Annotated in this window: 16 protein-coding genes and 1 tRNA gene; 3 read left to right on the forward strand and 14 right to left on the reverse strand. The window is 38.3% G+C overall.

Translation table 11 applies throughout. The features are described 5' to 3' along the window. From ANA7108_RS0109455 to ANA7108_RS0109465, 3 genes are all read right to left on the reverse strand, one after another. Positions 1 to 273, reverse strand: coding sequence for a cupin domain-containing protein (locus tag ANA7108_RS0109455; protein ID WP_016950542.1), 273 nt, complete (start codon positions 271 to 273; stop codon positions 1 to 3). 22 nt (positions 274 to 295) lie between these two features. Beyond that, positions 296 to 634 carry a Mo-dependent nitrogenase C-terminal domain-containing protein gene (locus tag ANA7108_RS0109460; protein WP_016950543.1) on the reverse strand — a complete coding sequence of 113 codons (339 nt, stop codon included), beginning with the start codon at positions 632 to 634 and terminating at the stop codon, positions 296 to 298. A gap of 479 nt (positions 635 to 1,113) precedes the next feature. Next, positions 1,114 to 1,881, reverse strand: a complete 768-nt coding sequence (locus tag ANA7108_RS0109465) for an HAD family hydrolase (protein ID WP_042490955.1) — start codon at positions 1,879 to 1,881, stop codon at positions 1,114 to 1,116. 130 nt (positions 1,882 to 2,011) lie between these two features. On the opposite strand from ANA7108_RS0109465, the gene ANA7108_RS0109470 reads away from it, so the two are divergent. Then, a complete protein-coding gene (locus ANA7108_RS0109470) occupies positions 2,012 to 2,791 on the forward strand; it encodes a hypothetical protein (RefSeq protein ID WP_016950545.1) in 780 nt (259 codons plus the stop codon). A gap of 128 nt (positions 2,792 to 2,919) precedes the next feature. On the opposite strand, the gene ANA7108_RS0109475 is transcribed toward ANA7108_RS0109470, so the two are convergent. The 8 genes from ANA7108_RS0109475 to ANA7108_RS0109515 form a co-directional block, all read right to left on the reverse strand. Continuing rightward, positions 2,920 to 3,660, reverse strand: coding sequence for a DevA family ABC transporter ATP-binding protein (locus ANA7108_RS0109475; protein ID WP_016950546.1), 741 nt, complete (start codon positions 3,658 to 3,660; stop codon positions 2,920 to 2,922). 161 nt (positions 3,661 to 3,821) lie between these two features. Then, complete coding sequence (gene devC / locus ANA7108_RS0109480) at positions 3,822 to 4,976, reverse strand: ABC transporter permease DevC (protein WP_016950547.1); 1,155 nt, start codon at positions 4,974 to 4,976, stop codon at positions 3,822 to 3,824. Positions 4,977 to 5,058: 82 nt separating this feature from the next. Next, positions 5,059 to 6,498: an HlyD family efflux transporter periplasmic adaptor subunit gene (locus ANA7108_RS0109485; protein WP_016950548.1), complete on the reverse strand. Its 1,440-nt coding sequence runs from the start codon at positions 6,496 to 6,498 to the stop codon at positions 5,059 to 5,061. A gap of 706 nt (positions 6,499 to 7,204) precedes the next feature. Next, the gene (locus ANA7108_RS0109495) at positions 7,205 to 7,942 is read right to left on the reverse strand and encodes a phycocyanobilin:ferredoxin oxidoreductase (RefSeq protein WP_016950550.1); all 738 of its coding nucleotides are present in this window, start codon (positions 7,940 to 7,942) and stop codon (positions 7,205 to 7,207) included. A gap of 202 nt (positions 7,943 to 8,144) precedes the next feature. Then, positions 8,145 to 8,218 (reverse strand) — tRNA-Pro (locus tag ANA7108_RS0109500). 124 nt (positions 8,219 to 8,342) lie between these two features. Continuing rightward, positions 8,343 to 8,708 carry a DUF1818 family protein gene (locus ANA7108_RS0109505; RefSeq protein ID WP_016950551.1) on the reverse strand — a complete coding sequence of 122 codons (366 nt, stop codon included), beginning with the start codon at positions 8,706 to 8,708 and terminating at the stop codon, positions 8,343 to 8,345. 47 nt (positions 8,709 to 8,755) lie between these two features. Beyond that, positions 8,756 to 9,250 (reverse strand): hypothetical protein, encoded by a 495-nt coding sequence (locus tag ANA7108_RS0109510; protein ID WP_016950552.1) that lies wholly within the window; start codon positions 9,248 to 9,250, stop codon positions 8,756 to 8,758. Positions 9,251 to 9,337: 87 nt separating this feature from the next. Then, entirely contained in the window at positions 9,338 to 9,574 is a 237-nt protein-coding gene (locus ANA7108_RS0109515; RefSeq protein WP_026104076.1) for a DNA-directed RNA polymerase subunit omega, read from the reverse strand. A 133-nt stretch (positions 9,575 to 9,707) separates the two neighbouring features. On the opposite strand from ANA7108_RS0109515, the gene ANA7108_RS0109520 reads away from it, so the two are divergent. Further along, the gene (locus tag ANA7108_RS0109520; RefSeq protein ID WP_016950554.1) at positions 9,708 to 10,247 is read left to right on the forward strand and encodes a hypothetical protein; all 540 of its coding nucleotides are present in this window, start codon (positions 9,708 to 9,710) and stop codon (positions 10,245 to 10,247) included. A 349-nt stretch (positions 10,248 to 10,596) separates the two neighbouring features. Here ANA7108_RS0109520 and ANA7108_RS0109525 read toward each other — a convergent pair whose 3' ends face one another. Next, on the reverse strand, positions 10,597 to 11,748 hold the full coding sequence (locus tag ANA7108_RS0109525) for an extracellular solute-binding protein (RefSeq protein WP_016950555.1): 1,152 nt from the start codon (positions 11,746 to 11,748) through the stop codon (positions 10,597 to 10,599). Between the two features lie 327 nt (positions 11,749 to 12,075). Here ANA7108_RS0109525 and ANA7108_RS0109530 point away from each other — a divergent pair, with 327 nt between their 5' ends. Further along, on the forward strand, positions 12,076 to 12,450 hold the full coding sequence (locus ANA7108_RS0109530; protein WP_016950556.1) for a hypothetical protein: 375 nt from the start codon (positions 12,076 to 12,078) through the stop codon (positions 12,448 to 12,450). A 4-nt stretch (positions 12,451 to 12,454) separates the two neighbouring features. On the opposite strand, the gene cobT is transcribed toward ANA7108_RS0109530, so the two are convergent. Continuing rightward, entirely contained in the window at positions 12,455 to 13,591 is a 1,137-nt protein-coding gene (cobT, locus tag ANA7108_RS0109535; RefSeq protein ID WP_026104077.1) for a nicotinate mononucleotide-dependent phosphoribosyltransferase CobT, read from the reverse strand. Positions 13,592 to 13,812: 221 nt separating this feature from the next. Next, positions 13,813 to 14,547: a DUF2232 domain-containing protein gene (locus ANA7108_RS0109540; protein WP_016950558.1), complete on the reverse strand. Its 735-nt coding sequence runs from the start codon at positions 14,545 to 14,547 to the stop codon at positions 13,813 to 13,815. Positions 14,548 to 14,552: the final 5 nt, after the last annotated feature.

The raw sequence follows: 14,552 nt of genomic DNA on the forward strand, positions 1-14,552 counted from the left end.
CTAATCAAAGCAATAATGTTTTTTTACGTCTTTGGTAATTTCCCACATACAAGACATACCTGCGGGAAAAGTTACAAAATCACCTTTACCCATTTGCACTGGTTGTCCTCCATCTGGAGTTACAATTACATCACCTTCTAAGAAGTAACAAGTTTCTTGAGAATCATAAGTCCACGGGAATTTGGAAACTTCTTTTTGCCAAATTGCCCATTTATATACACCTAAATCGTTGAGATGTTCTTGAGTAGGTTGATGCTCGATTTTAATTTCCATGCGGTGTTTGATCTAGTTGTATTTAGCAGTAGGATTGAATATCTTCTCCACACTGATCTACTAAATAACACAATGCACGAAAACGCAAGCCTACAAATTCATCATACAGGGGATTTAGCTTACACATTGGGGGAATGTGAGCGATTTTACGACCAAAAACGATAATATCGCGTTCAAATGGACACTGAGCAGGAATCAGTTTGGCAATAAATTTAGCTAATTTGCGGTTCTGAATCTCCATTCCATCCAACTTTTGACGTATTGGTTGTAAGAAGTCAGATTTATTACCGGCTTGGTGGCTTTCTCCCATAGGGTTAATCAAAGTAGGGAGAATGATAGGTTGACTATTGGTTGTGATCATAATTGTAAATCCGGTTGTACTTAGATTGATGAAAGATATACCTTATTTGACTTACTCCCATGCAATTTGTTTCACAAATCTGCGTTCAAAAGATGGAAGATAAATTCAAGTAGGATCTTTTATATGGAATAAGCAGAGAACAGGTTTAACTAATGCTATTTAAACTCAGAGTATGTTGAAGAACTGTCCCGTTAAATACAAAATAACAAAGAAATAATAAAAATGGTATTACCTTAACTTATTAATTACTGATGTTGAATATTGCAATTCCATATATAGACGAGAAAATGCTTGAAAGTGGCTCTGGGCATAATTTTTATTATTAATTAATTTTCTAATCTACCTGCTTTTACTAGTATTTAGCAATGATAAGCACTACTTTTAGCGCCAAGAATATATATAAAAATATTATGTGGGTTGCATAAGCAAAGCATAAGCGTTGAACTTATGTCTAACTTTTTAGTTTTAACCAAGTCCTATTAGGATAGGTGTGAGGTTGAAAAACTTTGTAAAATATAATTAGACAACTCGCAAAATCCTTCTCCTTCAGCCGCAGTCGTTATATAAGCAGGTTGATACTGCAACTGATTTGCATATTGCCGCACATTGGCCACACCTACAGAAATAGGGAAATAGCGACTATTAAATAAACTCTCATCATTGGGACTATCACCAACAGTCACTATTTGTTCAGGTGAATATTCGGGGAAGTATTGACGTAGTACTTGCAACAATCCCACAGCCTTATCTTGTCCTTGGGGTTTAATGTGACACTGGACATTGCTGTAAGTAAATCCCCAACCCATTTGCTGACAAATACTATTAATATTTTGTAGTTCACTTAGGCTCAAACAAGCTACATCAAATGTCCAGTCAGTGACACGAAAGCGATTATCATCAGATTCTCTAATTTGGGGATATTGAATTTGTAATTTTTCAAAGACTTTGGCTAAATGTTGACGATGTGCAACTAAGTCAGAAATGGGGGTCAAAGCTACTGGTTGGAGATTTGGAGATAGGTAGAATAAACCGCCGTTTTCTGCCATAGCACCAGCAACTGGCATTAAGCTACTTAGTCCACTTACCCATCCGGCTGAACGTCCTGTGACAATCAGTACCTTTACTTCAGCTGTAGCTAAATTTTCTAAGGCTTGTAACAGTACTGATGTAAATTTTCCCTCGTTCGTCAAAGTGCCATCCATATCTGTGGCCACGAGACGAATATTCCTCAATTGCTGTAGATTCATCGGGGTCGCCAATGTGTCTGTACATTTGAAAATTACCACAATATGTAAAAAAATATTAACATTACAGTAATTTGATATCAAAGATTGGGGCATCCTAAACATTAGGAATCAAATCTTTCAGTTGTTAACCATGCTCAGTACAATTTTTCTAGCCCAGTCTTCAGGTTCCAAGCCTCAAAAGACAAACCAAGTAGTACAAGCAAGCGATTTTCAGATACAACCGTTATTGATGGTCGCCAGTGGAGGTCTGCTTTTAGCGCTAATTGCTATGATTATCTATAGCAAGGTTTTAGTGCGTAAGTACGAGAAAAAAGTCAAGTTTGAAAAATTTCGGACGCGAGAACTAGAAAAAAAGTTGAAGTTAGCGCTGGAAACCATTCGTAAAATGGAAACTAATCCAGATTTAGTTCACTCACGAGACTTTAACCTTGATTATTTGCGAATGCGGATGTCAGAGGAGGTGTTCCATTTTGGGATTGTTAATCAGGTTAAACTCAAGATTAAAGATAAAATTTCTTCTGCACTGCGGCCACATCAATCTCAACAGGGACAAGTCGGGATTGCCAGCAATACTGGTAAACAAGTAGATGAAATTTTTGATGTTGAGCATGAAACTGGTATTGCTCCCAACATTGTCAAGCGAGTGCTATTTCGGATTCAAATTCGGTTAATGAAGTTACCGACACAAGCTACTTCTACTACTATTAGTCAAATAATGGACTGTATAGAAACTTACCTCAGCCCTAGAGAAGATGATGATACCTGGCAACCAACTATTCAAGGTCGGATTGTCTATATGCATTGGGATCAAAAGGCTAAACCCACACCTCTGCTTGTTTTGGAACAATCTAATGAAGGTGTAAATGTAACTTTTCGGACTACTCGCCAACCAAATATTTCTGTACCCTAGTATGAGCAAACTTAAAACTTTCAGGTTTGTGTAAATAAACAGTAATTATGTATTCAAGGTGCAACTAGTGAACTTTCAACAACCGCAGAAGACTACATCTTGAAATTTATCTATGTTTCAAGGTGTAGTTAGCGAGGATGTTCAACCTCTTGTCCAGCTTTGTTACTTATAGCTACATTTTGGGCATCACGAGTTAAAAGACCATCTTCCATTTCGACGATGCGATCAGCGATATCTAAGATGCGGTTATCATGAGTTACTAACAAGATCGCAGTTCCCTGTTCTTTGGCTAGACGCTGCATAATTTCTACAACGTCACGTCCTGATTGTTTGTCTAATGCTGCCGTAGGTTCATCTGCTAGAACTAGTGGAGGATGATTGACTAAAGCGCGAGCGATCGCTATTCTTTGTTTTTGTCCACCTGATAAATTATCTGGGTAGTAGTTCATCCTTTCTGCTAAACCAACTGATCCCAGCATGGCTTCTGATTTACGAATAGCTGAAGATTGAGAAACTCTCGCATTTAATTCTACTGCCATTTGTACATTTTGCCTAGCCGTTAAAAACCCCAACAAATTATGAGCTTGAAAAATATAACCAATATTGCGTCGCATCCGTACCAGCTTACTTTGACTAGCTCCCAATAGTTCTTCCCCTAACAATTTCAAACTTCCTTCTTGTGCAGAACGCAAACCACCAATTAAGCTTAACAATGTAGTTTTACCTGAACCTGATGGTCCAGTCATAATTACAATTTCTCCAGCATATATATCTAGGTTAATATCAAATAAAATTTGTTTTCTGAGGACACCTTTTCCGTAGTAATGGTTAATATGTTTGATGGAGATGACAGGTTCTTTACTAATCATAAATTTAGGCGATATGGGATTACATGAAATTAGCTAGAGTTGAGAATAAATATTGGCTTAAGTGTTGCAAACTTTAGATCATAGACTATTAAGTAATCAGATATTTTGCTATTTCATATTTACTCAATTTTATCATATGCAATTTCTTCCTAGAACTTGATTTAAAAAATATCTGCTGGATCAGCAGAACGTAATTTACGCATAGCAATTATGCCAGAGATAAAACACATAATGATAGTTAATAAAAGTACCATAACAGCCCGATAATTACTCATAGCAACTGGTAAAAGAGTAGCATCTCTGGCAACTTTGTACATAACAAGAGCGCAAGCAAATCCTGGAACATATCCTAAAACTGCTAACATAAAAGCTTCTTGTAAAATGACTGTTAGCAAATAATTTTGTGTGTAGCCGATGGCTTTAAGGGTAGCATATTCAGATAAGTGATCTGTTACTTCTGTATACAGAATTTGATAAACAATTACAGTTCCGACAATAAAACCCATAATTGTCCCTAAAGTGAAAATAAAGCCAATAGCTGTACTACTTGCCCAATAATTTCTTTCAAAATCGATAAATTCTTGCTTGGTTAAAACATTAATATCTGTAGGTAAGTAAGTTCGTAAATATTGAGTAACTACAGCTAAATCTGCTCCTGGTTTTAATTTAATTAACCCAATATCAATTAAGCCCCGCTGTCGATTACTAAATAAGCGTAAAAAATTGACATCGCTGGTAATTAAATTACCATCAGCCCCGAAAGATGCTCCTAAAGTGAATAATCCTACTACTTTAATTCGTCTCCTTCTGACTTCTGCTGTCACCAACTTTCCCTGATCAACATCCTCAGCAATTGGTCCATATTCTAATCTAGAAGAACGGTCAAATAAAACAACATCAGGCAATTTAAGTTTATTTAAATTTTCATCTACACCAGGCAAATCAAAGACATTAACTTCTGGATTTATTCCAAAAGTAAGAATACTCCGAGGGCGGCCTGTAATCGGATTTTTCCAGCTTGTATAGTCTAAGTATATAGGATATACTGACTGTACTTCTGGTAAATCTAATGTTTTATATAACCGCCTTTGAGAAAAGGGTTTCATTGCTAAAACAGCATTAGATTGACTGTTAATCAGAACAATGTCACCTTTTAAACTCTCATGCATTCTCACGTTACTGTAATACAATGCATCTCGAAAACCCAGTTGCATAAACATTAAAATGTCAGCAAAGGCAATACCTGATAAAGCTACAACTAGGCGAGTTTTTTCTCTGGTTAGTTGTAGCCAGGACAGAGGGATTTTTTGACCCATTTTCTAAATTCCCCAGCAATTATACCAAGTTTGAATTTGAGATATTGAATTAAGAATTAGCTTGATAGATATCAAGGCAAGATTACTGTTTTTTCGTACCTTCATCAGTCTTAATTTCGACAACAACCTTAGCGTTAGTTAAACCAGAAACTCTCTGGCTATACTCTGGGGAAATTGCAATTTTAACTTCTACGACTCTGGCATCAACATCAGCTGCTGGATCTGTATTTAATACATCCTTTTTGCCAATTTTTCTGCCAATACTAGTGATTGTTCCCGTTAATTGCCCGTTAAATGCGCCATTATCACTGGTAATCGTAGCGAGTTGACCAACCCGGACTTTACCAATACTGTCTTCAGGAACTTCTGCAACAACAAACATCTGATCAGTTTGTCCAATTTCCGCAATGCCATTAGCACTCATAACTTCGCCAGATTTGGTGTGAATTTTTAAAATTTCACCAGGGCTTGGGGCTTTGACATAGCTTAATTGCAGTTCTGCTTGCGCTTTTTTAATCAGAGCGATCGCATTGCTAATTTGGGATTGTGCTATTTGCACATCAGTAGGACGCACATCTACCAACCTGTTAAACCTAGCCCTTTCTTCGTCTATTTGCTTTTGCAAAGTGGCTATAGTTTTGTTGCGATTAGCTGTGGCTTCAATTAGTTGCTGCTGCAAAGTAGCTATAGTTTTGACTTGAGTAGCTCTGGCTTCGGCAATTTGCTGTGATAAAGTTCCTAAAGCTTGTCTCAAACTAGCTTGGCTTTCACGTAATTGTTGAGTAGCTGTAACCGCACTTAAACGCCTTCTATCTCTTTCTTGCTGAGAAATAGCGCCTTCTTTGTATAAGAAGTCATAGCGTCCAGCATCAACTTCAGCATTGCGCTGTTCGGCGCGAATTCGGTTAATCGTAGCTCTGAGACTATCTTTTTGCCCACTGAGTTCAGCTTCTAGACGTTGAATACCGGCTTGTTGAGAAAGTTTTTCACCGCTTAACTCGGCAGCAAGACGGGCAATTGTGGCTTGTTGAGCATTTTTTTCTCCGACTAACTGAGCTTGTAAACGAGCAATTACTGCTCTTTGGGCTTGAATATCTCTTGGTGAAACTGCTGTGATTTGAGCTAAATTAGCACGAGATTCTTGCAGCTTGGCTTTTGCTTCTTCCACTGCTGCCATGTTAGTATCTCGACTGTCTAAAATAGCTAGAACTTGACCTTGCTGAACTCGCTGTCCTTCTCTGATTAAGAGTTGCTGTACTCGTGATCCTGCTGATAATCCAGAGTTGGGGGCAGCGACTTTAATCACTTCTCCACGTGGTTCCAAACGTCCCACAGCACTAATGCTGCTGACAGATGGTGCCATGGTGACAGAGGAAGTGAGTTTTTTTAACTGTTCGATTTTAGCTGTGGCTATAAACCCAGCAGCAATCACTACGGGAAGTGCTACAGCAACTTTCAACCAAACTTTAGATTTTTCCAGTCCCTGTTCCGTTGACTTTGGTTTTTCAGTCACCCTTGACATGGTATGTTGCTCGGTTATCTGAATTGTGCTGATGGAAGTAAAAAAAACAAATTAGCCGCAACTGATAACTGTGAATAGCTTCTGAGTATGAGACGTAATTGCACTATTCGTTAAGAGAATTCAAACTCTTGAATTCACAAACTCCAGCACTCAGATCCTATTTATTTCTCAAGGCAACCTGGTATAAATCTGGTAGGTAAAAGTAGATCGGCTTAAATAATTATTGTTGGTATAAGGCAGGAGAGAAGAGTTTTTTGATCAGCAATCAGCAGGATATAATGTTACATCCTAAATTCTTACTGAATGCTGACACTATAACAATGCAGACATCTTTTAGGTAGTAGACTATTACCAAGAGTTTCTACAACCGAAGAATGTGCTAAAAAATCTAAAATTGTCTTTTCAGAAAAGAAAAATTGGCATAGTCAAAGACCAATTGAAACATATCTGTCAAATAAAGCATTCCCAACATCAAAATTACCTTAACTTGATTATTAACCTGTGAGCTTTCTTTAGTCATTTACACCTAAAAAAAGAACAAATTATCTCTGGGTACATATTCTAAAAAGTAGCTATGTTAATATTCCCCCTACTGTTTTTGACTCCATTGAACTCTGGCTTAAATGAATTCTACATTTATAAGTTATGGGAAAACGTAACGGAGCTTACAGATAAAGATATGAGAAGTTAGGGAGATAGAAAATGGTTATTGTGGTAAGTCAAATAATACAGTGGTCATGTAATTTTCTGCCCAATCTTGACCAAAGGCTTTTTCTAGTACACGACGGGTTTTATCATTTTGTTGTTGCTGGCTACAATAGTTCTGTTGTCCAGCCAAAATTGAGGCTACTTTTTCTGGAACAACAGGACTAGATAGGCTTGCTTGACGACAATGAATGTCTAAAAAATCTTCTACCCGCGAAAGAAACATTTTTTCTTCTGCTGGGGAACTAGGACGAACAAACAGACAAAAATCAGAAAAGATATTTCCCCACTCCGGTAACTCTCGCGGTTGGGAAAAATTGAGTACAGTTAACTCGCTCAAGGCAGAATTATACTCTGCTGGTAAGATTCTATCTAAGCTTACAGGAGAAAGGTCTGCGATCGCAGCACTAATTTGACCTCTACCCCCAACTAAGTCACAACCAAACATAGGAATGTCATATTCTGGACGGGGAAACATGACGCAATGCAAAATATCTAGCATATTTCCCACCTTTGCCAGTTCTAAGTGCATTTTGCGGAACTGGGGTGTTTGATAGCAGCGATTTTCTATAATCAGTTTTTCGCCTTCTAGTCTACCTTCTACATATCCCAATTCAGCAGGCAAATTGTATGGTGATAAATCTAGATGTTTATGCCAAACTGTCTCAATACAATCAGCTAGTTGACGAATCAGGGGATGTTGTTGCTCACGCAATGAGGGATTAGACGGAGAAGACATATTATTGTTGGGCAATATCAATCTATTTCTGAGTTTACAGTCATTTTGACGTAAATTAACCACATCTTGAGGAAAGTTTCGCACAAGAACGCAGTTTGTAGGCCAGGTTAGCGACAGCGTAACCCACCATTAATTTTTAACTATTCAATGTTGTGAGGTTTCATGTTTGCTGACAACATCAACCATTTTGGTTATATACTAATCGGAGCGGCGGGATTCGAACCCACGACCTCCACTACCCCAAAGTGGCGCGCTACCAAGCTGCGCTACGCCCCGTCTACTTAATTTCAGATTCTAAGTTAGTTTTTGGATTTAGGGTTTATCCAAGTCTGTGAATCTAAAACTTATTTAAGTCACTCTTACGAGAATATCACAAGGTTAAGGAAAATAGCAAGCTTTTTCAAAAAACTTTGAAAATTTCTGTAGCTTGTACCAAATCTGAAACGGCAGAAGCATCCCATTTACCTTCCACGCAGCGTCCTGTATTCAGAATGAAGCGCAGACTATAAGCGTGAGCATAGCCTTCTACCTCCATCCATAATAAATCGCTTTCCGCTTCACAGGCAATTTTTTCTTCATCCATCAATTCTGCCTCTACATACTTAATGGTGTCGGCTAATTTTGCTAAAAGTCGGCAAAAGTCGTTTAATTCCGCTTCAGTTAATTCTAGCGCCCAGTCGTCTGTACCCACTAAGCCTTTAAATTCCTCTGCGTCAGGATTCCAGCCAATCCGCCAACCTATTCCGCTTTTGATAACTCGTTGCATAGATTCTTTTTTAACGCCAAGGGGTGCAGAGGAGATTCTTGCCTATTTTAATTTTGAACAGGATTAAAGATATTAACTAGGACTTGGACGAGGTTATTGCGCTGCTTGCGGGTAAGTTTAGCTATGGCGGTGCGATCGCTCTCAATCGGATTTTGCTGTAATGTGTCATTACCTGGATAGGAGATTTGATACATTGTTTCATTGGCATTGAGATAATCCGCCAAAGTCAACTTCCAATCTAGACGATATAAAGGTGATCTACCTTTTATATAAATGTGGTAGCGAATCATCCGACTGGCTAATGTATTATTCTCAGCAACTTTCTTAGTATCTTTACTGATATATTGATTTTCTTTCGGCAGGTCTGGTAATTGCTGATAAACTAGTTGCCAAACATCGCTAGGACTGATTCTCTGAGCTACGGCAGGTGAAATAGTAAATAAACTTGTACTTGCTGTACCTAAAATTATTACGCCCACTGTGATTAAGGTCATGATGAGGGCTGAGTTGAACCGCAAAAATAAAAGTTTTTTCTTTTTCATATGCACAAGATTCTGAGATGAAAGTAATACTGAGGATTTTTTACTCAGAATGGGTAATTTCATCTCAGTATTAGTTAACGGAGTTTTTTAAAGTTCGCCGATAATTTCTGGCTGAGTCATTTCGTCAGACATCTCCAAAATAGCTCTGAGTACAGGTTTCATAATCGCATCTTCGTTATTTTCAAAATCTTCATAACGCCTGCGTTTGGCTCGATTTGCTACTTGAACCGTAATCCGATAACGATTTGAGGCGGCACTAATAAGCTCTTCAGCACGGAGCATAATCTGAGACTGAGTTGTCTCGAACTTGGAACGCTTAAGCATAGTTAGTTACTTTTGAGATTCTACCCTAGTTTAGCAGCACTAAATTACATATCTGGGAAACAATAGCAGACTTTTTTAAATCTAATTATTTAAGTTTAACATTCACTCACATCTTAAAATATACAATCCAGCTATGCCTAAATACAACACCCTCAGTAGACAGAAATCACTTTTTCTTTTAATAGCCCTGAGTTTCACTACTTTTTTTCTATCACCAATCTCACCTTCAAGGGCAGAAAGTATACCGAAGCCTTCAGATGCACCACTGGAATTAAATTTACTCAATAAGCCACAAGGTTTAGTAATTACAGCTAACACAATTAATCCAGAAAGATTAACTATTCCTAGTTTATGGTGGGCAAAAGAAAATTCAGAAAATAAACTCTTAGATAATTGGATTGCATATCCAACTACTGAGCAACAAGCAGCCCGTATTGATTTAATAGTCAATCAGCAAATTTGGAGTTTATTAGACTATCTTGAACGTTACAACTTTGTGAACAAAATGGGCAGTATGGCTAGGAATTTTGGTTATAACATTCGAGTTTTTAATTATCAACAAGAACCCTTGGCAACTTACACTTGTAATTTTAGCAATAGTCCAGATTTATGTAAGATTCAAATGAGCAATCAAAGTAAGTTAGGCTTACGTCAGACCATTCAGGAAAATTAAAATAATTTTTAATTAGTAATTCACAATTTGTAATAATGCCGACCCCAGTGTACTCCAACATAATTGAGTTTTTTCAGAGGGAACAGGAAGCAACTCTTAACAGAAAAAACTCATGTTTAAAAACATGAGATTGAAATAATGACACTGTTTTTTTCGTGTCACTCTCCTTGTAAAAACATCCTTTTTTTGACTGCGCTTTAAACTCTTAAACTTTAGTTTTTTATTTGTTCCCTGTTCCCTGTTAAGAGTTCCCTCTCCTAACTATAAAATTTATTTTGCACGACTACTTAAAAGCGGGGGATTAAACCCTGAATTAGTTAAAATAATTTGCCATAGAGCCTCCGATATGTCATCCCAAGTTTTTCATTTTCATAAATAAAGACTCATACTGTTTTATCGTTGCCGATGGTAAAGGTAGTAAAAATTCACTTTTTTTGAGAATTTCTTGATTCTTTAGTAAGATGTGACTAAATGGTTCCTGAAGTTCAGCATTAGAAATATTTGTAGCCATAGGCGAATTAGTTTTAGTCAGTATTGCAATTTGCTTGGCTATATTTGGTTGCCAACAAAAATCAATCCATTCAGATGTTAAAGCCTTTTTTTCAACACCTGCGGGACTTACCCATAAATCTGCCCAAATTGCTGTTCCTGATTGGGGAATAACTACGGCAAGTTTGGGATAGCGATTTAGTATGGGGATGATGTCACTTGACCAACCAACTGCTAACCAAGTATCTCCAGTAATTAGCGGTTCTAAATAATTAGTAGAATCATAGAATCTTACCTGTTGATTTAAAGCCTGTAGTTCTGTTTTCAGGGCAGGAATTTGATCAAGATTTTCTGTATTATAAGATTTTCCCAGTTTCTTTAAAACCAAACCGATGACTTCTCTGGGTTGATTAAGTAGAGAAATGCGCGATCGCAATTCACTCCGCCACAAATCCTGCCAATCCTGTGGTTGCCAATCAAATTCTTTGAATTTATCACGATTATAAACAATTACTGTACTGCCCCAACGATAAGGCGCACCCCAAACCTGTCCTTGTGGATTTAGATTCCCTTGGTCATCGCGCCGTACTACTTTTTGCCACTTTTCATCTAAACCTGACCATTCTTTAATTTGTTCTGTTTCTATGGGTTGAATTAGTTTTTGTTCAATCGCAGCTTTTAACCAATAATCACCCAATGTCACCAAGTCAGCTTTTGGTGCTTTTTGACTGGGAATCAGGCTCAAAAATCGAGTTAATCCTTCCTGATTTTTAGCTTTTGGTTGCTGCCAAGTTTGTAATTGCTGAAATAAATTTTTAATCTGATTAATTGGAGAAAACTTTAGCTTTACCTCTGACTTTATACCTTTGCGAAATTTATTAACCACCTGACCTGGTATGGAACCTTTTAATAACTGTACGTTGAGTTGGATCTGGTTTTTTCCAGCGCACCCAATTAGCAGTTGAGAAAAGGCAAGTCCACTTGTGCCTAGCAAAAAAGTCCTTCGATCCATTGATTTTGAAATTTGGAACTATACTTAGTATATTAAGTAATTTTCAAAAAAGACATAGGATTTGTATTTGATTTTTGTTGAAGCAGCCTGCGCTTTACACTTAAAAAAACCCAGTAAAGATATTCATGCCTTGTTTAGCTTCGTTTCTGTTGTCCGTTAAGAGTTCCCTGTTCTCTTCCTAGGCAAATAAATATGGCTATATCTCTAGTCAGGCAGACATAAATCAAATCACAATGTTCGGTGAAATATTAAATAAATCATAAGTATAGTTAACATTGCCAGTAAATTGAATAACATAGAAAAACTATTTTCAAACTAGGGTATTAAATGGAGCCATTACAGAAACAGATACTGACCTTGAGCCAGAAATTAGATGCTCTTTGTCAGGTAATTGAAAAACTCGATCTCAAAGTATCTCAGAGGTTATCTGAGTGTTCTTTAGATCAAATACAGACAAAGGATAATTATCAAGAAAATACAGAAACTGAACGTTATCAGTTAAAAAGACATATTAGTTTTAGTGCAGAATTAGAGCATAAGGATGTTTTGATAGATGGAATTTGTCCAGACATGAATTTTCAACCTGGAAATAAGCAAATAACCCCAGAAATTCAAATTCAACGGCTGACAGCACAATTAACAGCAGCATACAATCGCATTGCTGCTTTGGAAGAACAATTAATGCGAGAAAGAATCCACTAATTGCTCATTGCTTACGGTTCATAATTTGACTATAACTGAATTGCTGAAGTTGGTCTTCAATAGCTGCCAGAAGTTGATCTTGCTGCCAATCGTGACTCAGATAGGCGGCTATACAAGCGGCTCCAGCACCAACACCTTCTTTAACAAAACCCTGCTCGTAAGCTTGGAGTTGGGGATAATGGGAATCAGCAAAACTCAATTTTGTAGCTAACAGGGGAGGTATTGTCTCACCCTGATTTGTGGTTTTTTTACCTAAGCTAAGGGCTAAATCAACTGTAGCAGCAGTGGGATCTTCTGCTACCCAACGGGTTGTACCCACAACTATTGCTTCTGGTTGCCACGTTAAAGAGTAAGTTTGAGCGATCGCTTGAATTAGAGCATAAACAGCCAGCATTTGTGTACCACCAGCTAATAAAACTCCACAACGACGACTTGCTGCGATCGCCATCCCAGCCACTACCACTTGCATGGGATCTCCTACCGCTGCCACAAGTTGTAAAGGGTCTATAGGATTTTGGATTTTTTTTAGACCTGTTTGCACCAGCGCCCACTTTTGTTCATGGTTACAAATAGGGTGGCTACTATTTACTTTCCCTGCTGCATCAATACCTAAACCAGATAAAATCGCTAATGCAGTTGTAGTCCCACCAACTACACACTCACTTAAAATCACATACCCATTTGAAATCTCAGCACTCAGTCGAGAACCCCACAACAAACCCTGTTTTAGCAGGTGTTTTACCGTTGCTATTTCCATAGCCGCACCTGTACTTAAACACTTCGCAGGACTTCCACCTAAATCAATCATTGGCACAGTCGGAATATTTAGCAATCCTGCATTAAATAAATACACTGGGATATTAAGCGCAGCAACTACAGCACGGGAAATTAACACTGGGGAAGCCCCCGCACTCAAAGGTGGTAAAGCAAACTCAGGCTGATGTTCGGCACCGTAATATAAAAATTCAGCATCCGCACAAGCCGTATATTTGCGATCCTCTGGAGTTAAACCTGCTGCCGAAATACCAGGAAGTAAACCAGTTTCTGTAAAACCTAAAATACAGGCAAAAACAGGTGAACTACCGCGATAACGCCCTAGCCATGCCTCACTCTGTTCTATTTGTGTATAAATCTTAATCATCATTAATCATCATGGTCATTTATCACTTATGCCAGGGAAGTTGTAATTCGTAATGCTCCCTTCGGGAGAGCTACGCTAACGTAATTCGTAATTCGTAATGCTCCCTTCGGGAGAGCTACGCTAACGTAATTCGTAATTCGGTTATTTATCCCCACGTCTCCCCATCCCCGTGTCCCCGTGTCCCCGTGTCCCCGCGTCTCCCCATCCCCGTGTCTTCCCAACTAACCCTCATAATCCATTAGTACTTGCACCCAGTGTGGTGGACGAGGAATCGGATTTCCCAAACGATCCAATAACAACCATGCTGCCAGATGTACCACAGATAGGTAAATCAGGTTGTTGAATGCTATTAATACTACTGCCCCCACTTGAATGAGAAACACACTTGGAGTCGCTAATATTTCTAACTTCAGAAATATCCACTCAATAATTTCTGTCACCTGGGTAATTACATAAACCCATAGGTCTTCACCTGACAAAACTGACAGCAACCACAAGCGAAAAAATACACCAAATGTACTTAAAAGCATACCTAAGGTGATAGAAACAATCCAGGGTACACGACGATACCACGTTGCCCCCAACAGCACACCCATTAATCCAAAGGGCATGACAAACAAAATACTGCGAACAGGCCCCATTAGCACCGCCAATAGTAAGCCAGAGGTGAGGGCAGCCATCCAAGCAGCACGTTTACCCCAGCGCAAGTAAACTAGTGCGATCGGTACTGGAAAAAATATCCGTAAAACTGGACCCAAAGGAAAATAAAAGTTAATAAACCAGATCAAACTAGCAGTACTGGCTAAAAACGCCGTTTCTACCATCCTCAAAGGGGCATCAACCTTCAGTAAGGGATGGGTTAACGGCTCTTGTTGATCTAACTGATGACCAGAAAGTGAAGATTCAGGGGATGGATTTTCCTCCGGTTCATCTGGCACAGAATCTAAAATACTCATACTGA

Source organism: Anabaena sp. PCC 7108 (assembly GCF_000332135.1).
Classification (GTDB): Bacteria; Cyanobacteriota; Cyanobacteriia; order Cyanobacteriales; family Nostocaceae; genus Anabaena.